Origin of the sequence: Vibrio sp. 10N.261.52.C2 (genome assembly GCF_041471425.1) — a bacterium.
Lineage (GTDB): Bacteria > Pseudomonadota > Gammaproteobacteria > Enterobacterales > Vibrionaceae > Vibrio > Vibrio crassostreae_C.
This window is the reverse complement of sequence record NZ_JBFROH010000012.1, coordinates 40,361-59,714: the sequence shown is the minus strand read 5'-3', so window position 1 is coordinate 59,714 and position 19,354 is coordinate 40,361. Positions and strand designations below refer to the sequence as shown.

At 43.5% G+C, this 19,354-nt stretch carries 21 protein-coding genes; 10 read left to right on the top strand and 11 right to left on the bottom strand.

Features of this window, described 5'->3' with window-relative positions; all coding sequences use genetic code 11:
* Positions 1-112: 112 nt before the first annotated feature.
* Positions 113-1,354 (bottom strand): bifunctional phosphopantothenoylcysteine decarboxylase/phosphopantothenate--cysteine ligase CoaBC, encoded by a 1,242-nt coding sequence (gene coaBC / locus AB4307_RS04290; RefSeq protein WP_065584549.1) that lies wholly within the window; start codon positions 1,352-1,354, stop codon positions 113-115.
* A 224-nt stretch (positions 1,355-1,578) separates the two neighbouring features.
* Between coaBC and radC the strand changes: the two genes are divergently transcribed.
* From radC to AB4307_RS04260, 6 genes are all read left to right on the top strand, one after another.
* Positions 1,579-2,253 carry a RadC family protein gene (gene radC, locus AB4307_RS04285; RefSeq protein WP_048607667.1) on the top strand — a complete coding sequence of 225 codons (675 nt, stop codon included), beginning with the start codon at positions 1,579-1,581 and terminating at the stop codon, positions 2,251-2,253.
* Positions 2,254-2,544: 291 nt separating this feature from the next.
* On the top strand, positions 2,545-2,781 hold the full coding sequence (rpmB, locus tag AB4307_RS04280; protein ID WP_004728407.1) for a 50S ribosomal protein L28: 237 nt from the start codon (positions 2,545-2,547) through the stop codon (positions 2,779-2,781).
* Between the two features lie 13 nt (positions 2,782-2,794).
* A complete protein-coding gene (rpmG, locus tag AB4307_RS04275; RefSeq protein WP_002535344.1) occupies positions 2,795-2,962 on the top strand; it encodes a 50S ribosomal protein L33 in 168 nt (55 codons plus the stop codon).
* Positions 2,963-3,166: 204 nt separating this feature from the next.
* Positions 3,167-3,691 (top strand): hypothetical protein, encoded by a 525-nt coding sequence (locus tag AB4307_RS04270; RefSeq protein WP_032546317.1) that lies wholly within the window; start codon positions 3,167-3,169, stop codon positions 3,689-3,691.
* A 2-nt stretch (positions 3,692-3,693) separates the two neighbouring features.
* Positions 3,694-4,503, top strand: coding sequence for a bifunctional DNA-formamidopyrimidine glycosylase/DNA-(apurinic or apyrimidinic site) lyase (gene mutM, locus AB4307_RS04265; protein WP_372131245.1), 810 nt, complete (start codon positions 3,694-3,696; stop codon positions 4,501-4,503).
* 91 nt (positions 4,504-4,594) lie between these two features.
* Complete coding sequence (locus tag AB4307_RS04260) at positions 4,595-5,599, top strand: NAD-dependent epimerase (protein ID WP_372131243.1); 1,005 nt, start codon at positions 4,595-4,597, stop codon at positions 5,597-5,599.
* 134 nt (positions 5,600-5,733) lie between these two features.
* Here the strand turns inward: AB4307_RS04260 and AB4307_RS04255 are convergent, their stop codons facing one another.
* The 3 genes from AB4307_RS04255 to AB4307_RS04245 form a co-directional block, all read right to left on the bottom strand.
* Complete coding sequence (locus AB4307_RS04255; RefSeq protein ID WP_016792613.1) at positions 5,734-6,486, bottom strand: glycosyltransferase family 25 protein; 753 nt, start codon at positions 6,484-6,486, stop codon at positions 5,734-5,736.
* 250 nt (positions 6,487-6,736) lie between these two features.
* Positions 6,737-7,219: a pantetheine-phosphate adenylyltransferase gene (coaD, locus tag AB4307_RS04250; protein ID WP_017063092.1), complete on the bottom strand. Its 483-nt coding sequence runs from the start codon at positions 7,217-7,219 to the stop codon at positions 6,737-6,739.
* A 1-nt stretch (position 7,220) separates the two neighbouring features.
* Positions 7,221-8,303, bottom strand: a complete 1,083-nt coding sequence (locus tag AB4307_RS04245) for a glycosyltransferase family 9 protein (protein WP_372131241.1) — start codon at positions 8,301-8,303, stop codon at positions 7,221-7,223.
* A 96-nt stretch (positions 8,304-8,399) separates the two neighbouring features.
* On the opposite strand from AB4307_RS04245, the gene AB4307_RS04240 reads away from it, so the two are divergent.
* Complete coding sequence (locus AB4307_RS04240; protein WP_108093379.1) at positions 8,400-9,113, top strand: 3-deoxy-D-manno-octulosonic acid kinase; 714 nt, start codon at positions 8,400-8,402, stop codon at positions 9,111-9,113.
* 36 nt (positions 9,114-9,149) lie between these two features.
* Here AB4307_RS04240 and waaA read toward each other — a convergent pair whose 3' ends face one another.
* Positions 9,150-10,412, bottom strand: a complete 1,263-nt coding sequence (gene waaA / locus AB4307_RS04235) for a lipid IV(A) 3-deoxy-D-manno-octulosonic acid transferase (protein ID WP_372131239.1) — start codon at positions 10,410-10,412, stop codon at positions 9,150-9,152.
* A 102-nt stretch (positions 10,413-10,514) separates the two neighbouring features.
* Between waaA and AB4307_RS04230 the strand changes: the two genes are divergently transcribed.
* From AB4307_RS04230 to AB4307_RS04220, 3 genes are read left to right on the top strand one after another with little or no spacing between them, the layout of a single operon-like run.
* A complete protein-coding gene (locus tag AB4307_RS04230; RefSeq protein ID WP_372131237.1) occupies positions 10,515-11,579 on the top strand; it encodes a CDP-glycerol glycerophosphotransferase family protein in 1,065 nt (354 codons plus the stop codon).
* A 21-nt stretch (positions 11,580-11,600) separates the two neighbouring features.
* The gene (locus AB4307_RS04225; protein ID WP_372131235.1) at positions 11,601-12,380 is read left to right on the top strand and encodes a glycosyltransferase family 2 protein; all 780 of its coding nucleotides are present in this window, start codon (positions 11,601-11,603) and stop codon (positions 12,378-12,380) included.
* Positions 12,381-12,390: 10 nt separating this feature from the next.
* Complete coding sequence (locus AB4307_RS04220) at positions 12,391-13,470, top strand: glycosyltransferase family 4 protein (RefSeq protein ID WP_372131233.1); 1,080 nt, start codon at positions 12,391-12,393, stop codon at positions 13,468-13,470.
* 20 nt (positions 13,471-13,490) lie between these two features.
* On the opposite strand, the gene AB4307_RS04215 is transcribed toward AB4307_RS04220, so the two are convergent.
* Genes AB4307_RS04215 through AB4307_RS04190 form a run of 6 tightly spaced genes read right to left on the bottom strand, consistent with a single transcriptional unit; the run spans position 13,491 to position 19,342 of the window.
* Positions 13,491-14,183, bottom strand: a complete 693-nt coding sequence (locus AB4307_RS04215; RefSeq protein ID WP_372131231.1) for an acylneuraminate cytidylyltransferase family protein — start codon at positions 14,181-14,183, stop codon at positions 13,491-13,493.
* Positions 14,183-15,244, bottom strand: coding sequence for a nucleotidyltransferase family protein (locus AB4307_RS04210; protein WP_372131229.1), 1,062 nt, complete (start codon positions 15,242-15,244; stop codon positions 14,183-14,185). Before AB4307_RS04210 ends, AB4307_RS04215 begins: the two co-directional genes overlap by 1 nt.
* The gene (locus tag AB4307_RS04205) at positions 15,237-15,896 is read right to left on the bottom strand and encodes an acetyltransferase (RefSeq protein WP_016788456.1); all 660 of its coding nucleotides are present in this window, start codon (positions 15,894-15,896) and stop codon (positions 15,237-15,239) included. Before AB4307_RS04205 ends, AB4307_RS04210 begins: the two co-directional genes overlap by 8 nt.
* A complete protein-coding gene (gene neuB / locus AB4307_RS04200) occupies positions 15,889-16,962 on the bottom strand; it encodes an N-acetylneuraminate synthase (protein WP_372131227.1) in 1,074 nt (357 codons plus the stop codon). The genes AB4307_RS04205 and neuB overlap by 8 nt, the downstream gene beginning before the upstream one ends.
* Positions 16,963-17,001: 39 nt before the next feature.
* Positions 17,002-18,174 (bottom strand): UDP-N-acetylglucosamine 2-epimerase, encoded by a 1,173-nt coding sequence (gene neuC, locus AB4307_RS04195; RefSeq protein ID WP_016788454.1) that lies wholly within the window; start codon positions 18,172-18,174, stop codon positions 17,002-17,004.
* A 22-nt stretch (positions 18,175-18,196) separates the two neighbouring features.
* Complete coding sequence (locus AB4307_RS04190) at positions 18,197-19,342, bottom strand: LegC family aminotransferase (RefSeq protein ID WP_372131225.1); 1,146 nt, start codon at positions 19,340-19,342, stop codon at positions 18,197-18,199.
* Positions 19,343-19,354: the final 12 nt, after the last annotated feature.

The window sequence follows — 19,354 nt, the reverse complement described above, 5'->3', positions numbered from 1 at the left end:
GATTGAGTGAAGAAGGATTATAAACACCATTCAATTCTGTTTCCTAGTTTTGTAAGCCCTAGGTCAACAGAATCGAGAGGTGTCAGCAGATTATCAGAGCAAATTTGTGCGTTTATACATTAATAAGCTGTTGGATCTGATCGAGGATCTGGAAACCAAGTGTGTCTTTGCTTTCCAGTGGCAGAGATTTATCGCCGCCTTTCCAATAAAGGTGCAGCTCATTGCTACTGCTATTGAAGCCTTGGCCTTCAACTGAGACGTCGTTGGCGCAGATCATATCGAGGTTCTTTCTTTCCAGTTTACCGCGTGCGTACTTCTCAACATCTTGAGTTTCTGCTGCGAAGCCGACAGTAAATGGGCGACCTTCGGTCATTGAAGCGACAGAAGCGACAATATCTGGGTTTTTAACCATTTGAATGGTCATGTCGTCTTTACCGTCGACCTTTTTAAGCTTTTGGTCTGCAATGGTCTCAGGGCGGTAATCGGCAACTGCGGCGCAGCTGATGAAAATATCGTGTTGAGAAGCGTTAGCAGTAACGGCATCAAACATCTGTTGTGCGCTGTCGACATCAATACGATTAACTTTATTTGGCGTTGCTAATGAAACAGGACCGCTGATTAGAGTCACTGTTGCGCCTTGTTTCGCGGCTGCTTCAGCCAGTGCATAGCCCATCTTGCCCGAGCTGTGGTTGGTAATGTAACGCACCGGGTCAATCGCTTCACGAGTCGGGCCTGCAGTAATAAGCACAGAACGGCCAGCAAGTGGCTTAGGTTGGAAGAAGTCTTCACAGCGGTGCACGAGCTGCATTGGCTCTAACATACGACCCATACCGACATCACCACACGCTTGCTCGCCAGCCGCTGGCCCCCAAACTTCACAACCACGACGTTTTAGTGTCGCAATGTTCTCTTGAGTCGCAGGGTGGCTGTACATTTGTTGGTTCATTGCCGGAGATACCGCAACTGGCGCATCGGTTGCTAAAACCAAAGTGGTCAGTAGGTCGTTACCCATGCCCGCTGTCATGCGCGCAATCAGATCAGCGGTTGCTGGCGCTAGTAATACCAAATCAGCCCATTTTGCGAGCTCAATGTGCCCCATGGAAGCCTCAGCAGCAGGATCAAGCAAACTATCAGACACTGGCCTTCCAGAGACGGCTTGCATGGTGAGAGGAGTAATGAACTCCTTGGCTGCATTCGTCATCACGACTTGTACTTGTGCTCCACGTTCAATTAGGCGTCGAGTCAGTTCGGCACATTTATACGCAGCGATACCACCACTAATGCCAAGTAGGATTTTTTTCCCAGCCAGGCCTTGTAGGTCAGCGTTATCCAGTTGATTAACCAATGTTTGCATGATTCTGTTCCTTAATTTCTCTGGGACTTACGATATCAGAACAAAGGATTAGTGCCTAGAAGCAGAATTAGAACAGATTTGACGCTCATCAAATTGGTGTTATCAAACTTATCAATTACATGGTTTTGCTAGTGACTCGTTTCCTTTTATCTCTATCAAAGGATCTCTGATTTCAATCTCATTAAGGTGGTGGGTCGTGTTCATGACAAGTGATTAGCTTTTATATGCCAATAGATAAAATGCCTGCTGAATCGATGCCGAGAGAAAAGTTATTGAGTCGAGGGCCTGATTCCTTGAGTGATGCGGAACTGCTCGCGATATTTCTGCGAACTGGGACACAAGGAATGAACGTGTTGGAACTTGCTGACAAGTTGATCAAAGACTTTGGCTCGCTCCGTCATCTTTTTTCAGCAACACAGGAAGAGTTTTGTGCTCATAAAGGGATGGGGCAGGCCAAATATGTTCAATTGCAGGCCGTGTTAGAGATGACACAGCGCTATCTAGCAGAGACATTATCTCGTGGGGATGCACTCACTAGCCCAAGTCATACCAAGCTTTATCTTTCGAGCATGTTGCGTGATCGCCAGCGAGAAGCCTTCTATATATTGTTCCTCGATAACCAAAATAGGGTAATAAAGGACGAGGTGATGTTTGAAGGAACCATCGATGCCGCATCGGTTTACCCGCGGGAAGTGGTTAAACGGGCACTTCATCATAATGCGGCGGCATTAATCTTAGCTCATAACCATCCTTCAGGTGTTGCTGAGCCCAGCCAAGCGGATAGGCGGATTACACGCCGATTAACCGATGCATTAGCGCTGGTGGACATCCGAGTTCTCGACCATTTTGTCGTTGGAGATGGCGAAGTTGTCTCTTTTGCAGAGCGTGGATGGATTTGAATCACATTTTAGGTTGTTAGTTGCGTTAAATCTGCTATTATTCCGCCCACATTTTTAGACCTAAAATCAGCTCTGATTACTCAAGCAAGCTGCGCTGCACAAAAAAAGATCACGAAATCCGTAAAAAGGATCTGTTCGGGTCTTGAGCAATGCGTGTCAAGTTAGTATAATGCGCGACCTTTGATAGCCTTGTATGGATTTTCCATAACGGTTTTTACCTTCTATTTTAATTGATAGAGAGGTTCGGCCACCAAGGTTGATATCGAGCTGAAACGATTGGAGAAGACATTCATGTCCCGAGTATGCCAAGTAACTGGTAAGCGTCCAGTAACGGGTAACAACCGTTCACACGCACGCAATGCTACTAAGCGCCGTTTTCTGCCGAACCTACAAACTCATCGTTTCTGGGTAGAGAGCGAAAAACGTTTTGTTAAACTACGTCTAACTGCTAAAGGCATGCGTATCATTGATAAGAAAGGCATCGATGCTGTTCTTGTTGATATCCGTGCACGTGGCGAAAACGTTTAAGAGGAATTAAGCAATGGCTAAAGGCATTCGTGAGAAAATTCGTCTAGTATCTTCTGCAGGTACTGGTCACTTCTACACAACTGATAAGAACAAGCGTAACATGCCAGGCAAATTTGAGATCAAAAAGTTTGATCCAGTAGTTCGCCAACACGTTATGTACAAAGAAGCTAAAATCAAGTAATTGATGCTTTTTTTGCTCTTCTTCAGTAGAAGAAAGAATTGAAAAACCCAGTTTAATCGCTGGGTTTTTTTATATCTAAAATTTGAGGAACTCAATTATTCTTGCTTGATATAGCCTCTGATAGATAGAAATCTGTACAACATAGAAAGTATTGCCACTTTCACGATATACTGAATGTTCAATAGGTTAGATGAGCAGAATCAGATGAGATATCGTGGACGCCGGTGGAACAACATACTCATGTTCAGTGTGATCGCTTTTATTGGCGTGTTAAACCTTCCAACATTGATCAAAGCGTACCTTATCGAGCCTGAACCGCAGGTTGATAGCCCTTATCCTTATCTCCTGAACCCAACAGCAAAGCTTCAAGCGTTACACTTTGCTAAGTGGTCTGTCATTCAACAAGATAATCAATGGGTTTACCAGTTCGAAGATACTGACTTTCCTCAAGCCACCAATGCACAAGAGCTGTCACAACGTTGGAAAGAGCTTGTGGGCACGGAAGTCGACTCACAGACCTACACAGACCTTACGCCTCGGTTAAATACACCACACACCATCGAAGTATGGTATCAAGACCAAGAAGAGCCCCAGCGTATTACCTATTATCAATTGCCTGAGTTCTGGTTGTTAAAAAACTGGAATGATCAGTGGTTGGCGGTGTCTATTGAAGAGAGCTACCTGTTTCCAAGCTTTAACGCTAACCACTCCTCTAAATCGGACGACTAACTATGCCTGAATTACCCGAAGTCGAAGTAAGCCGTATGGGGATCTCGCCTCATTTAGTTGGCGAGACCATTAAAACCCTTACTTTTCGCACGCCTAAGCTGCGTTGGGATATCCCACAAGAGTTAAAAGCATTAGAAGGGCAGGTGATTCGCTCTATCTCGCGCCGTGCAAAGTACCTATTGATTGAAACGGATACTGGCACTGCCATTGTTCACCTTGGTATGTCTGGCTCACTACGCGTTTTAGATGCTGACTTCCCAGCAGCAAAGCACGATCACGTGGATCTTAAGCTCACCAATGGCAAAGTATTGCGCTACAACGACCCTCGCCGCTTTGGCGCTTGGTTGTGGTCGGCGCCTGATGAAGTCCACTCTGTGTTGCTTGGTTCTGGCCCTGAACCACTAACCGATGACTTCAACGCTGACTACATTGCTGAGAAAGCAGAAAAGCGTAAAGTGGCCGTCAAGCAGTTCATCATGGACAACAAAGTGGTGGTTGGTGTGGGTAATATCTATGCCAATGAAGCGCTATTTGCTTCACGTATTAGCCCTTTGCGCCCTGCAAGCAAAGTGACAAAACAAGAGTGGGTCTTGTTGACCAAAGAGATCAAACAAGTGCTCGCTACCGCCATTAAACAAGGCGGTACTACCCTAAAAGATTTCGCACAAGCAGATGGCAAGCCCGGGTACTTTGCCCAAGAACTTCAGGTTTATGGTAAAGCTGGTGAAAAGTGCCCTAATTGTGAAGCTCTGATTCAAGAGCTAAAAATAGGGCAGAGGAACACGTTTTTCTGTGAAGAGTGCCAAGTATAAAAAAACTGAACTTATGTTCACTTTTTTACGCTAGTAGATAGGCAGGCTAGTAGCTACAATTACACTAATGATATGAATTGAGAATAGTAGAATGAAATATTTAGTAACTGGCGTTGCCGGGTTTATTGGCTCTGCAGTTTCAGAGCGACTATGTGCAGCAGGACATGAGGTTGTCGGTATTGATAACTTGAATGACTACTACGAAGTCTCTTTGAAACATGATCGTCTAAAGCGCATTGAGCATGGAAACCTAACCTTCATCGAGATGGATCTTGCTGATAGAGAAGGCATGGTAACGTTGTTTGCTGAACAGAAATTTGATCGTGTCATTCATTTAGCTGCACAAGCTGGCGTTCGTTACTCAATTGATAACCCGATGGCGTATGCCGATAGCAACCTTGTCGGTCACCTAGCTATTCTTGAAGGCTGTCGCCATAACAAGGTAGAGCACCTAGTTTACGCTTCATCAAGCTCAGTTTATGGCTTGAACCAGAAAATGCCATTCCACACGGCAGACAGTGTTGATCACCCGATTTCACTGTACGCCGCGACTAAGAAGTCGAATGAGTTGATGGCGCATACCTATTCTCATTTATACGACGTACCAACGACAGGTCTTCGCTTCTTTACGGTTTACGGCCCTTGGAGTCGCCCTGATATGGCGATGTTCAAGTTTGCGAATCTAATCGTAGCGGGCAAAGAAATCGACATTTATAACAACGGCGACATGATGCGTGACTTCACTTATATCGATGATATCGTTGAAGGTATTATTCGTGTTCAAGATCGTATACCAGCCAAGCAACCAGATTGGACCGTTGAGCAAGGGTCACCAGCAACCAGTTCTGCTCCGTATCGCGTGTTTAACATCGGTCATGGCAGCCCGGTTAAATTAATGGACTACATCGAAGCATTAGAAGGTGCTCTAGGTGTTGAAGCGAAAAAGAACTTCATGCCAATGCAGCCTGGTGATGTGTACGCGACTTACGCTGATACGGAAGATTTGTTTGAAGCGGTTGGCTATAAACCTCAAGTGAAGATCCAAGAAGGCGCGAAAGCTTTCGCGGATTGGTATAAAGCCTATTACTCGCTGTAGTAATTGATAAACTTTGAATAAAAAATAGCGCTCACTGAGCGCTATTTTTATAGGTAATCGCATGATTGCTTTTTAGGTATAAGTATAAGCATAAAGAGAGGGGGCAATTTAATGTGAGTGTACTTTTCCTAGACCTAGAATTTTGGTCTGAACTCTTTATCTAGTACTGCAAGGTGATAAAGGTTTGTTGATAGATTAAGTGCCATACTCTTTATTTTGTTCACAATCTTCATAAAGGCGACAGAATAGTCTTTTCTACCTTTATGTTTACGACTACCGATAATTGACGGCCGTTTACTACGCTGTAATCCAGCAGAAGAAACACCAAACATGGGGTGCTTATGAATCCAAGTATTCCTTAAGAATACATCAACTGGATAATTAAAAGTTGAACTTTGTTCGATGAAAGCTTGTGCCGCTTTGGGAGATATAGCATAGCAGGCGGTTCCTTGAGGAACTTTCAAATACTTTACAAGATGCTGTGTATCGTACTTATCAACTGAATAATGTAGTCTATTCTTACTGTCTTGTAAGCGAATAAAACCACACTGCTCAATATGCTGCTCGGCGATAGTCAAAGTATTGCGAAATATATCGATATCAATATCGGCATGATCTTCGAAGACTAAAATGGGTTCATTTAACTCTATGCATTTTTGCCAAATAAGATAATGGCTTGCATAACACCCCACTTCCCCAATTGCATGCGGTCTACCCATATTGTGTAAAAAAGCTCTATCGTGAATTCTTGTTAGTAGAGGATGTTCATCGGTTCGTGCATCCACTCCGATAAAAAACTCAAAATCAACCTGAGCATCCTTAAGGGCGTTAGCTGTTGATTTTTGCCTACAATGGTTTGCTTTTAAGGTAATACAGTATGATTTCATAAAGCTATATTGATGTGTTTATTTATACTGAACCATAGTAACACTCGCCTGGATTTTTGTAATAACGGTTCACTTATTTAGCGATTATGGTTGTGACGGGCTTCAAGAATGTTGAGGCAGTATGGCTGATTGACTATTAGTGGTTCTGTAGTGTCGGAAAGATCGTGCTCGGGGCGGATTAAATTATAGGTATTAATAAAAATAGCGCTCACTGAGCGCTATTTTTATTTTTCGGAGTAGATAAAGAGAACTACTTGGCTGTTTTTATTGTGATTTCGTCTGCTACTTTTTGTGGCACAAACTGACTAATATCCCCGCCGTGTATAGCGACTTCACGAACAATGGTTGAAGAGAGGAAAGCATATTCTTCTGAAGGGGTAAGGAACACGCTTTCAAGCCCTGGTAGTAACTTGCGGTACATGCTAGTGAGTCCAAACTCGTACTCAAAATCCATGGTTGTTCTTAGGCCTCGCACCAACACATTCGCTTGCTGCTGTTTAGCAAAATCGACCAGTAACCCCGAAAATCCTTCAACAGACACGTTAGGTAAGTGAGACACCGCATCACGTAACAACTCTACACGTTCATCTAATTCAAACATGGTTTTTTTACTTGGGCTCGCTGCTACTCCAACAGTGATATGGTCAAACATGCTAGCGGCACGAACAATGATATCAAGGTGGCCATTGGTCACCGGATCAAACGTTCCTGGATAAATAACGTGTGTGCTCATTTTAGCTGTCCTTGCTTAATGTAGTGTTCGAATTCGGTGCTTTACTAGAGTTTAAGGCCTTATCGAGTTGCTGCTTTACCATATCGAGTGTGATGTCTTTCATCAGATCATCGCCTTTAGCACGGGTTCCCCATGGAAGGTCTGCGACTGGTTTACCTTGTTGTGCTTCTACGTGCTGTTGATAAACACTCACTACGATATCGAGATCGTTGTAAGGTCCTGTTCTACGAGGATCGCTGTGCGCGTACAAGCCGATTACAGGCGTTGACTGCGTAGTTGCCAAGTGGGCTGGGCCAGTATCAGGTGCCAATACCACCGTTGCATGTTTCAGTACGGCAGTCAGTTGCTTCAAGTTCGTTTTGCCAATCAAGTTGGTTACTGGCGACTGGCATAATTTTTCGATGTCGCTACCAAGGTTAACTTCTCTTGGTGCCGGAGAACCACATAACACCACTTGCATGCCTTGTTCGACAGCATAGTCAGCAATAGCAGCGTATCGCTCTGTTAGCCAATTGCGAGAATCTTTGCTAGCAGCAGGGGAGATAACCAAGGTCGGTTTGTCTGCCATAGTACTGATTGCTAACTGTTCATCTTCAGGTGTTAAAGGGATATCCCATTGAGGTTTATCAAAAGGCACACCAATGTAGCGAGCAAATTCGGCAAAGTTATCCAGTACATGAAACTTGTCCGAGATAGGTAGGTGGCGGTTGGTAAAGAGTGATTGAGCTTCACGAGTACGGTTTTTACCAAATCCTACCTTGCATTTTGCCTTTACCCCCCAAGATAGCACGCTGGCTCTGAGTGCAGCTTGCATATGCAGAAGTGCATCAAATTTACGATCAGATAGCTGACGCCATAATTCACGCATTCCTTTGAAGCCTTGTTTCTTATCGAAAACAATAACCTCAATACCGGGTAGATCGCCGATCAGCATGGCTTCTATTTTGCCCGTTATCCAAGTAATTTTCGTTTCAGGCCACTGCTTCTGGATGGCTTGAACCACAGAGATAGCATGACAAACGTCGCCAATCGCGGAAAGGCGAAGTATGCAAAGAGATTGAGGTGCAGTTGAGAACAGTGACATAAAGTGCCCGAAAAAAGTGAATAACATCAGAATTATGCAGATACTCGCATTAGTTGTAAAATAGCAATGACGAAAAGCGACCCAAAGGCCTCATAGATGGAAACGATTAGCACCAAGAACCAAACAATTTGGTACGACCCTGAACTTCTGGCTCAGGTACCAGAGGACGATATCGCACAGATCTTCGAGGCTGAATACTGGCGAAAACGTGAAGCCATTTCAGGGAGTGCTCAAGGTCGTGGTACCACATGGTTCATTCAGCTTGATGGAATACAGGCCGCGTTGCGTCACTATCGCCGTGGCGGATTGTTTGGGAAGCTAGTCGAAGACCAATATCGTTTCTCTGATTGGGAGAGTACTCGCTGTGCGATGGAGCTTAATGTCCTCAAGATATTGGCAAACGCAGGTGTGAATGTACCGAAGCCTATTGCTGCTAGAGCAATTAAAAGCGGACTACTTTATCGAGCGGACTTAATGTCTGAACGAATTCCCAATGCCAAAGATCTGGTTGATGTCTTGGTCAATGGCCCGATAGATGCGGATGTTTATCGTCGAATTGGCCAAGAGGTACGCAAGATGCACGATGCTGGGGTTAATCATACCGATCTCAACATTCATAATATCCTGCTTGATGACTCGCAAAGGGTGTGGATTATTGACTTTGATAAGTGTGGTCAGCAAGCGGGTGATGACTGGAAAGAAGGCAACTTGAATCGCTTAAAGCGCTCGTTCTTAAAAGAAGTGAACAAGCGCCAGATTCAATGGCAAGAGCCGGATTGGGAACTGTTATTGCAAGGCTACCAAGGTTAATAGCTATTCGTTAAGAATGGCGAACAGCCAAGAATGTTAGCTAAGAATGTATTCCAAGGTTTTATTCAATGCCCCTCGGTTCTGCTCAACCACTTGATAAGCCGCTAAGCCTTTAGCTTTACGCAGCTCTGATTGTTTGAACAGTTGTTCGAGCTGGCCTACGATATCTTGGCTATCTTGACAAATAACCACGGCATTGGCTTCCAGTAGCTTGTCAGTAATCTCGCTGAAGTTAAAATAGCTAGGGCCATTGAGTAAAGGTAACTGCAGGGCCGCCGGCTCTAGAAGATTATGGCCACCTACCTTATCGCCTACAAGGCTTCCTCCCATAAAACACACATCAGCACCACCGAGTAAGGTCAACATTTCTCCCATCGTATCAGCGATATACACTTCAACATCAGAGGCGATAGGTTGTTGACTTGTTCGAGTGACGGTATTGAATTCGTGCTGTTTAGCCAGTTCCGTCACTTGGCTGAATCGTTCAGGGTGACGAGGTACAATCATCAATAACGCTCTTGGGTTGTCTTTTAGAAGTTGCTTATGAGCATCTAAAACAATTTCATCTTCACCTTGGTGGGTACTCGCAGCAATCCAGACATCACGATTAAAGCCGACTTGATCCCTCAAAGCTTTACCTTTTTCTACTTGTTCAGAAGAGACTTCAATATCAAACTTGATTGAGCCTGTCACATGCACCGATGCTTTATCTAACCCTAATCGTATAAAACGCTCAGCATCACTTGGGTATTGGCAGAGTACTTGAGAAAGGTTTTTCGCTAGAAGGTTAAAGACGGATTGGAATTTAGCATAGCGCTGGCACGAGCGCTCAGATAGGCGAGCGTTGAGTACTGAAATAGGAATCCCAGCTTTCGCGACGCAATGTAACGTGTTTGGCCAAAGCTCTGTTTCCATAATCAACATTTGCTTTGGTTTTACTGATTTAAGGAAGCCTCGTACACACCAAGAAAAATCAATCGGCATGTAGCGATGTTCGACCAAATCACCGAGTTTTTCTATCTGCTCTGCACCCGTGCTGGTTGTGGTGGTAACGATAATGGCTTGGTTTGGATTGCGTCGCTTCAGTTGCTTTATGATCGGTACGGCGGCAATCGATTCACCAACCGATACTGCGTGAATCCAGATAGGATTCTTACCTTGAGTTTGCGGTGTGGTCCCGAAATGTTCTTTCCAACGCTGACCAAAACTTGGCTTTCCAGGTTTGCTCTTATAAAGCCCATACAGCAGTAGCGGAGAGGCCAATGACAATATAAGAGTATAGATAAGTCGTATAAGCATAAGAATATAAAAACTTTGAGAGTAAAACGAAGAAACATCGTAGATTAACTCTATCTTAAGTTAGAATGTGATTTTAGAAAACAGGCATTAAAGGGATAAACTGTGAACTGCCAAAAACGTCGCTATTTGATGTACATATCACAAAATTATTCATATGCAATCTTGCGCCCTTTACAAAAAGTAATCTTGGAACATCAAGGGGAAGTGCGTTGGTTCTTAGAGGGGAATGAAGTTGATGATAGGTTTCTATTGCATGACGAGGTTCAATTAAACAGTATTGCCGAGGTGAATAAATGGAATCCTGATGCTGTATTTGTACCGGGTAATGTCGTTCCTAGTTTTATCCCCGGCGTTAAAATTGGGGTTTTCCATGGTTTTAATTCAGGAAAGCTCAATCGACGTGGCAGAGAAGATCATTTTGAAATTCGCGGGTGCTTTGATATGTATTGCACCCAAGGCCCTCAAACAACGGCACCATTTTTGGATCTAAAAGCGAAGCATGGCTTTTTTGACGTTGAAGAAACTGGCTGGCCAATGTTGGACCCATTGTTTTCACAACATAATGAAAATCCATACTTAAATAATGACGATTCTCGCCCTATCGTTCTAATGTGCTCGACGTTTTCACGTAATCTCACGTGTGCCCCTCATTTGTATGAAGAAGTGAAGCGTATGTCACAAAGCGGGAAGTGGCGTTGGTTCGTACAATTTCACCCTAAAATGTCGACAGAAATTGTGGATATGTATAAGTCCCTTGAAAGTGAAAACCTAACCTTTGTAGAAACAGATAACGTCATTCCATTACTTCAAGCAGCAGATGTTATGCTGTGTGATACATCTTCGGTGTTGTTAATGTTTTTACTTCAACATAAACCAGTCGTGACTTTTAATAATCAAAGTCCTAAGTCTCACTTGTTAAATATTAAGGAGAAGTGTGAAGTTGAAGGGACTTTAGAATTGGCGTTGTCACGACCAAGTAATTTAATGGAAGAGGTAGAGGCATACTGTCAGTTTATTCATCCGTATAATGATGGTGAATCTAGTCTACGAGTATTAGGTGCAACTAACGCTTTGCTCGATAAAGGTACCTCACACTTGAAGAGTAAACCGCTCAACTTGTTAAGACAATATAAAATGAGGAAAGTGCTAGGGCACTGGAAATTTTAAAACTATCGAAAGAGAACTGTTATGAGAAAGCACTCACTATCCGTTATTTTAATTACAAAAAATGAAGAAGACCGTGTTGAAGTATGTTTAAAGTCGGTAGTGGATATTGCTGATGAAATTATTGTATTAGATAGCGGTTCAACGGATGCAACGGTTGATATATGTAGAAAATATACAGATGATGTGACTATCACTGATTGGCCTGGTTTTGGCAAACAAAAACAACGAGCGTTAGATAAAGCGACATGTGATTGGGTGTTATCAATCGATGCTGATGAAGCTCTAGACCCTGAAATGAGCAAGGCTCTTATTGAGTTGTTAAAGCAAGATCAAATCAAGCATACCGCGTATAAACTTCCTTGGGGAGTGACGCTCTATGGAACAACGCTTAAGCATGGTCGAAGTGCTCGTGCTGTGCTGAGACTCTTCAAAAGAGAGGGCTCTCGTTATACGTTGGATGAAGTGCATGAAACTGTTGTACCGGGACAAGGGACGATAGGTATTCTGAAAGGCTATTTGCTCCACTATACTCATCGAGATTATGGGCATGGCCTAGATAAGGCTGCAAAATATGCGTGGCTTGGCTCTCAGAAGTATCACCGAAAAGGAAAGAAGAGCTCAGGTTTATTGGTGGCTTTGTTACGTGCTATTTGGACTTTCTTTTTAATCTATGTCATTCGTCGTGGTTTTTTAGATGGTAGTGTTGGATTTATTGTGGCAATGACCTACGCCCAAGTGAATTTCAATAAATATGTTGGCTTGTGGATTCTAGAAAACCGTTCAGAAGACCAAGCCAAATAGGAACCGATAGATGAAAATTTTAGTTTGTGCATCTTACTTACATGCATGGAATAGCTTACGCCCTGAAGCCGCGATCTTTATAGAGCTCGCGCGTCAAGGTCACCAAGTCACTATCATGACCCAAGGTGAGTCTGAGCATGTATCAAAGCTAGAAGAGCATGGTATCCGAGTAGTTGATGGCTATCCGAAACGTAAAATTTGTTTTGACACCATTAAAAAGATTCGCCACGAGCTGAAAACTCATGATTACGACATCTGCTATGCTTTTAACTCAAAGACGATACCTAATGCGGCGTTTGCGTGTATTGGTTTCAACGTTAAATTAGTCGTTTATCGAGGCACTACTGGCGGGTTATATCGACATGACCCTAGTGCTTATTTAACTCAACTTCACCCTCGTGTAGATGGCATAGTCTGTGTTTCAGAAGCGGTGCGACAAGATGTGGTGAAGCGCGTTTGGAAGAACAAAGATAACGTTGTTACCATATACAAAGGGCATGAATTGGATTGGTATAAAGTACCACCAACTGAGCGCTCTGAGTTTGGATTGAATGAAGATGATGTAGTTGCGATTACTGCAGCGCATGTAAGGCCAAGTAAGGGTATTTCTGTTTTACTTGAGGCGACCAAATACATTACAGCACCGAACTTCCACTTAATCTTAGCGGGTAGTGGCTATGAGCCTCACTTTGATGAGATGAAAGCGAGCCCTATGAGTGAGCGAATTCACTACATCGGCCATCGTACTGACATCCCTTCAATTATGTGTATGGCAGATTTTCAAGTTCAGCCATCGATCAGCGGAGAAGGGCTACCGCGTACCATTGTTGAAGCAATGGCAAATGGCACAACTTCTGTTGTTACTACCACAGGTGGAGCTCCTGAACTCGTTGTAGATGGCGAAACGGGTTATATCGTCCCGACTGGTGACGCCAAGGCGTTAGGGGTGGCTATGGACAAGCTCGCACAAGATAAGGCAAAGTGCACAACAATGAGTGAAGCGGCTAAGAAGCGCCTAGATGAAAGCTTTAGTTCACGAGTGACAGTGAAGAAGCATTTGGAGTTTTTTGAGAAGTTGCTAAAGCAGTAATATAAAGTGAAGAGGGCTGTTTAGCCCTTTTTGTTCATAAAAAACTCGGCAAGCTCAAAATCTAATTGTTGGTCAATATCAAAAGAAACTCGATTTTCCATCACGTAGGCAAAGGATTTTTCCGTGTATTTAATTTCACCATACTCCATAAGCTTTCGAGCATCGAAGATATAAATAGCCCCATTGAATCGGTAAAAATCACCGCAATCTTGAGAGCGCTTTAATGCTTCAGGGCGAATAAAGTCTCCCATTGTGCCATCTTCTGGAAGCGTGTTAGCCCAAAGTGGTGGGTGTTCACATGGTGTAACGGAAACTACGGAGAAAGCCTGTTTTTCAATGAACAGATCCAATGCTTCATCGATATGTTGAGCCGTTCGCAATGGAGATGTTGGTTGAAGCAGTACAATTATATCTACGTCACGTCCAAATTTTTCTAACGTATAAGTTAGAACACTCTCTGTCGTTGCTGTATCCGATGCTAAGTGGTCTGGTCTTAGCTCTGGAACATCGACACCAAATAGGGAGGAGGCATCCGCTATCTCCTGATCATCTGTGCTAACGAATACTTGATCAACATACTTACTCTTTTTGGCTGCATCAATTGACCACCCAATTAATGGTTTTCCAGCTAAAGGCAGCACGTTCTTTCTTGGTAGTCGTTTGCTGCCACCGCGGGCAGGGATAATCGCCAATACTCTTTTAGTGTAAATCATTAGAACATCTCTAAGCTATGGATATCAGCCTGCGCTCGATTGAAATCGTCCATGCGGCCAATATCTAACCAATACTCGTGGATTGGAAACATCAACACATTGTTGCGTTTATTCATATGTTGCTCTAACAACGTAGGCATATCTATACGGTGATTTTTTGGCACAGAATCAATAACTTGAGGTGAAACTACATAAATACCAGCATTCACGAAAAAACGTTGTATTGGTTTTTCGACCATACTCGTTATTTTGTTTCCTTCTCCATTTATTACACCGTAAGGGATTTGATAGTCGTATTCACGGACACACATTGTTGCATCAGCGTTATTGTCTATATGAAATTCTAACAAGCGTTGAAAATCTACCTTTGTTAGAACATCTCCATTAATCATAATGAGAGGTAGGTCTTTAGGTAGGTCATCAGGTAATAAGCCTAATGCGCCACCTGTTCCTAGCGGTTCACTCTCATGGATATAGGTGATGTTAATGCCTAAATCACTACCATCGCCAAAGTGGTTTTGAATTTGTTCAGGCATATAATGCGTAGAGATATAAAAGTTAACGAAACCCGCTTTAGTAAAGCTTCGTATCACAGTTTCAAGAATTGGTTTATCTCCGATCTTTAGCATCGGTTTGGGGCAATTGTCTGTAAGAGGCTTCAAACGGGTGCCAAAGCCTCCTGCCATAATAAAGACTGGGTTTTGATAACTTGGTTTGTTTACTAGAGCGCGGTGAAGAGTTTCGAGGCCAACTAATTTCCCGTCATCAACGATAGGAATGAACAAGATATCGAGCTTATTCATTTCCTCAATTAGGTGATCTCTTGAATTTAGTGATGTTGCTGTTACTGGTGACGAGTTCATTACATCAGATACAGGAGTGTTAAGGCCCTTGCCCGATAACAGCCCTCGACGAATATCCCCATCTGTGACTACACCTAACAAGGTGTGCAAGCCATCAACGACCAATGCTCCACGGAGTGCTTCTGAATCTATAATTTGTAACGCATCTTTAAGTGTTGCTGACGGTGACAAGATGGCTTTTTTCCAACTATTAATCATTTCCAACCCACTTAGTTTCCTGATTTAGTTTAGCGAAAGTAATTGTGTGCGAGTCAACGTCTTTAACAATGGTGCTGCCCGCCCCTACAATACAGCCTTTACCCAACTCAATACCCTGAATTACTGTCGACCCAGCTCCAACATATACATTGTCATGGGTTTTAACGTGTCCACAAAGTGTTGCTCGAGGAGCAATATGATTGTGCTGACCAATAATACAATCATGCTCAACGAGAGCTGCTGTATTAATGATGCTATGGGCTCCTATCTCAACACCTGCCTGCACTACGGCTTGAGTTAGAATTTGAGAGCCTTCAGCTAGAGAAACAAAACTTGATACATGAGCTGTTGGCGCAATAACAGTCTCAAATCGATAACCCAACTGGCTAAAATAGATTCCAACTTTCTCTCGTAATGAAGACTTAGGCATCATGCCAATACCATTTACCAACAGAACATCACTTGGTGAGTACTCCGTTATATCAGCGTCTTCTAAGAGTTGAGTAAGTCCCACGAAAACATCACGTTGAGTTATGTCATCTGGGCTAATAACTGCAATAATTTCTCGTCCTTTCTCCAACAAAATATCGGTTAACACGCTAGCATGCCCACCGCCACCAATCATTACAATGGGAAGTTCAAGGTTACTCAACGATTAGATCCCCTGCTCGATATGGCTTACTTGCTGTTTTCCCCAAAAGCTCCCACAACTTATAAGGAGACATACCTGAGCCTGGGCGCTTTATCACTAAATTTTCCATGTTAAAGGTTTCCCCAACAGAGATTGGTTTTGCTGCGACTAAGCTTTTACGAGCTACTGCCTTGTTTTTAACCTCAGAAACAGTGGGGCTCTTAACACTAGTACCAAGCGCGACTTCAACCTGGCGAATAGCATCGATCATAGCTTTGAGTTCATCTGGTTCCAAAGAAGCTTTGTGGTCTGGCCCTTCCATGGTTTTATCAAGGGTAAAATGTTTTTCGATTAATACTGCCCCACGCGCTACAGCAGCGATTGGAATAGTTATTCCCTCACTGTGATCTGAATAGCCTGACGCTAAATCAAATGCTAGGCCTAGTGTGTCCATTGCTTTCAGATTAATTTCTTCCATTGGCGCTGGATATTCAGTTGTACAATGTAAGATAGTCACTTTTTCTTTAAGCAACCTCTGACCTTCATTCGAGGCATAAGCTTGTTGGAAAGCCAGAATACTGGGTTGTTTGTCATCGTCAGTAAGATAACCGAATGCTATAACCCCAAGTACTGACTCAACTTCTGCCAATGTAGCCATACCTGTAGAAACAATAAGATCACAACCAGTACGTGCATGCTCTAAAACAAGAGGCGCGTTGGTGATCTCACCTGAGGGGATCTTTAATCGCTTGAGACCGAGTTCGTTCACCAAAAAATCTAAGCTTTCAGAATCAAAAGCAGTAGAGAGGAATTCAATCCCAAGTTTATTGCAGTGGGCAACCAATTGATGGTGTACTTCATACGATAATTCTAGGCGACTTAGCATCGCCAACTGAGATTCTTGCTTTTGTGTGTTCGCTGCTTGATAGTCAGCTTGCTTTGCCGACTCTGTGACCAAGTTCTTCGCTTTAAAGGTTTGAAACTTAACAATGTCAGCACCTGCTTGATAAGCAGCTTCCACTAATTCAAAGGCGAGCTTATCATTCCCATTATGGTTAACACCTGCTTCAGCAATTATTAATGTCATAGAGTCTCTTTTTGTATTTGTTCTCGGTCTATAAAGGAATTATACATTATCTAGTGTGAGGTCATGGAACGCTTTGCTGCGTTCAAAACGCAAGGATTTAAGCATTTCTATAACCTGAGCACTCGTGTCACCTTGCCCATAAGGATTGATGATCGTTTCACCATCTAGCTTGTAATTTCGCTTCACAGCATCACTAATTGCCTCTGTGATAGACGCCAAACTGGGTTCGCAATTCAGCACACTTTTGGCCGCTAGTCGCCCTTTTTGTCTTGAACCAATATTGACCGTTGGAACATCAAAAGCTGGAACTTCAATAATACCACTCGACGAGTTTCCAATGACTGCAGCAGCGTGCTTGACTGAACTTAAATAGCGTATTTGCCCGAGAGAGGGGATTGCCAGCACGCGGCTTGGTTGTTTCGCGGCATAAGCCTCTAACATCGGAATGATTCGACGCCCGCCATCATCCGCATTGGGATAAGTCAGTATAATTTGGTGATTCGGGTATTCATCTAGTGCGTCTAACAGAGCTTGAAAGCTATCCTCTGGGGATTCATCTCCGAGAGTGACAGGATGGTAGGTGACTACAAAATAAGGACCTGTAAGATCAAAGTTCAGTGATTCACTCAACTCTGAAATCGTCATAAAAGAGCCTCTATTCAAGTGATCTAAGCCAATCGCACCAACGTTTTTTACTCGCTCTGGCGATTCACCTAATTGAATGACTCGATTTCGATATTCGTCTGTTGACGTGCCATGCAGGTAGCTCAATTTGGTAATAGCATGACGGATCGCATCATCGTAAGCGCCTTCGGTTATTTCCCCACCATGCAAATGTATAATTGGAATACGGAGTATCATGGCAGTTTGCGCTGCAGCTAGAGCTTCAAAACGATCTCCAAGAATGACAAGGACATCGGGTGCTAATCGTGACAATGCATCAGCAAAACCTAGAACGCCCAAACCCATACTTTTTGCCGTTCCAACCGGCGAGTCAGAAGACAGCAAAATCTCTATTTTCTCGTCGATCTGGAAGCCATCTTTTTCTATTTGCTTATAAGTATCACCAAATTCTGGAGATAGGTGCATACCAGAAACGAGCAACTGTAATGTTAGATCTGGGTCGCTTTGTATGTCTTTTAAAAGCCAAAAGAGCAGACCATACTCCGCTCTGGTACCAGTAAAGACCGCGACTTTTTTATGTGTCTGCATCGTGTATTAAACCTACTTAGCTTTAAATTTCCACCGGTGTACTTGGAAGGTTAATTAGGTGCGCTTCGATAAATTCAGAGTAAGTAAGATCACCGCGCATTGCATTTTCAAACATTGGTAACCTGTGCATGAGCTGCCAAATTGGGCGAGTCATCACACCTGCACTGTTTGTGCCCGCAAGGATCTCTTCTCTACTTTTTTTATCTGGGCAAATAATGGCATTTAACCAGTAATTCGACTCGGCATAATCTGGCTCAGTAACAAACTGAAAATCAGTCCCACTGAAAAGATTTTCGTAGCATTTTGCCAGTTGTCTTTTTTGCTTTAAGTACTGCTCAATAACTTCCATTTGTGCGCAACCCAATGCCGCGTTTAGATTAGGCATACGGTAGTTAAAGCCCGGTTCATCATGGAAAAACTCGTAGGGGTGAGGCACTTTCGCTGTCGTCGTGACATGCTTGGTTCGTGCTCCTAGCTCCTCGGTTTTACACAAGACCATACCGCCACCACCAGTTGTGATGATTTTATTGCCGTTGAAGCTGATTGCACTCACGTCACCCATTGTCCCTGTGTGCTTACCCTTATAAAAAGAACCTAGGCTTTCTGCAGCATCTTCGACTAAAACAAGGTTCCATTTGAGGCAAACTGCAACCAGCTCATCGAGCTCCACAGGGTGACCAAAGGTATGCATAGGGACAACCGCTTTAATTCGTTTGCCTGTCTGTTTATGAATGCAACCCGCTTCGGTTGTTTCGGCATGCTCACTTAAGAATGAATCCACCGCTTTAGGACAAAGGCCCAAACTTACTGGAGAAACATCCACAAAAATCGGCTCGGCGCCCATGTGATACAGTGCATTACAAGTCGCAACGAATGTCAGGGCTTGTGTTATAACGAGGTCGCCTCGTTGAACATCAGCCATGTATAAAGCCGCATGCAATGCCGCAGTACCATTGACGGTTGCTACTGCTTTAGTTGTACCAGTATACGCTTCAATCTTTCGCTCAAAATCATCAACAAACTTGCCAACGCTAGAAACAAAGGTACTGTCAATCGTTTCCATGACGTAGGCTTTTTCGTTGCCATTAAACGTTGGTGCGTGCAGCGGAATGAATTCGTCCGTTTTGTAGGTATCTCTAACAAATTCAACAATAGATGTCGCTTTCATTAATTACTCCGC

What these genes read in the sequence shown, in the direction of transcription:
- coaBC (WP_065584549.1), bottom strand. Translation starts at nt 1,354, where the DNA reads ATGCAAACATTGGTTAATCAACTGGATAACGCTGACCTACAAGGCCTG.
- radC (WP_048607667.1), top strand. Translation starts at nt 1,579, where the DNA reads ATGCCAATAGATAAAATGCCTGCTGAATCGATGCCGAGAGAAAAGTTA.
- rpmB (WP_004728407.1), top strand. Translation starts at nt 2,545, where the DNA reads ATGTCCCGAGTATGCCAAGTAACTGGTAAGCGTCCAGTAACGGGTAAC.
- rpmG (WP_002535344.1), top strand. Translation starts at nt 2,795, where the DNA reads ATGGCTAAAGGCATTCGTGAGAAAATTCGTCTAGTATCTTCTGCAGGT.
- AB4307_RS04270 (WP_032546317.1), top strand. Translation starts at nt 3,167, where the DNA reads ATGAGATATCGTGGACGCCGGTGGAACAACATACTCATGTTCAGTGTG.
- mutM (WP_372131245.1), top strand. Translation starts at nt 3,694, where the DNA reads ATGCCTGAATTACCCGAAGTCGAAGTAAGCCGTATGGGGATCTCGCCT.
- AB4307_RS04260 (WP_372131243.1), top strand. Translation starts at nt 4,595, where the DNA reads ATGAAATATTTAGTAACTGGCGTTGCCGGGTTTATTGGCTCTGCAGTT.
- AB4307_RS04255 (WP_016792613.1), bottom strand. Translation starts at nt 6,486, where the DNA reads ATGAAATCATACTGTATTACCTTAAAAGCAAACCATTGTAGGCAAAAA.
- coaD (WP_017063092.1), bottom strand. Translation starts at nt 7,219, where the DNA reads ATGAGCACACACGTTATTTATCCAGGAACGTTTGATCCGGTGACCAAT.
- AB4307_RS04245 (WP_372131241.1), bottom strand. Translation starts at nt 8,303, where the DNA reads ATGTCACTGTTCTCAACTGCACCTCAATCTCTTTGCATACTTCGCCTT.
- AB4307_RS04240 (WP_108093379.1), top strand. Translation starts at nt 8,400, where the DNA reads ATGGAAACGATTAGCACCAAGAACCAAACAATTTGGTACGACCCTGAA.
- waaA (WP_372131239.1), bottom strand. Translation starts at nt 10,412, where the DNA reads ATGCTTATACGACTTATCTATACTCTTATATTGTCATTGGCCTCTCCG.
- AB4307_RS04225 (WP_372131235.1), top strand. Translation starts at nt 11,601, where the DNA reads ATGAGAAAGCACTCACTATCCGTTATTTTAATTACAAAAAATGAAGAA.
- AB4307_RS04220 (WP_372131233.1), top strand. Translation starts at nt 12,391, where the DNA reads ATGAAAATTTTAGTTTGTGCATCTTACTTACATGCATGGAATAGCTTA.
- AB4307_RS04215 (WP_372131231.1), bottom strand. Translation starts at nt 14,183, where the DNA reads ATGATTTACACTAAAAGAGTATTGGCGATTATCCCTGCCCGCGGTGGC.
- AB4307_RS04210 (WP_372131229.1), bottom strand. Translation starts at nt 15,244, where the DNA reads ATGATTAATAGTTGGAAAAAAGCCATCTTGTCACCGTCAGCAACACTT.
- neuB (WP_372131227.1), bottom strand. Translation starts at nt 16,962, where the DNA reads ATGACATTAATAATTGCTGAAGCAGGTGTTAACCATAATGGGAATGAT.
- neuC (WP_016788454.1), bottom strand. Translation starts at nt 18,174, where the DNA reads ATGCAGACACATAAAAAAGTCGCGGTCTTTACTGGTACCAGAGCGGAG.
- AB4307_RS04190 (WP_372131225.1), bottom strand. Translation starts at nt 19,342, where the DNA reads ATGAAAGCGACATCTATTGTTGAATTTGTTAGAGATACCTACAAAACG.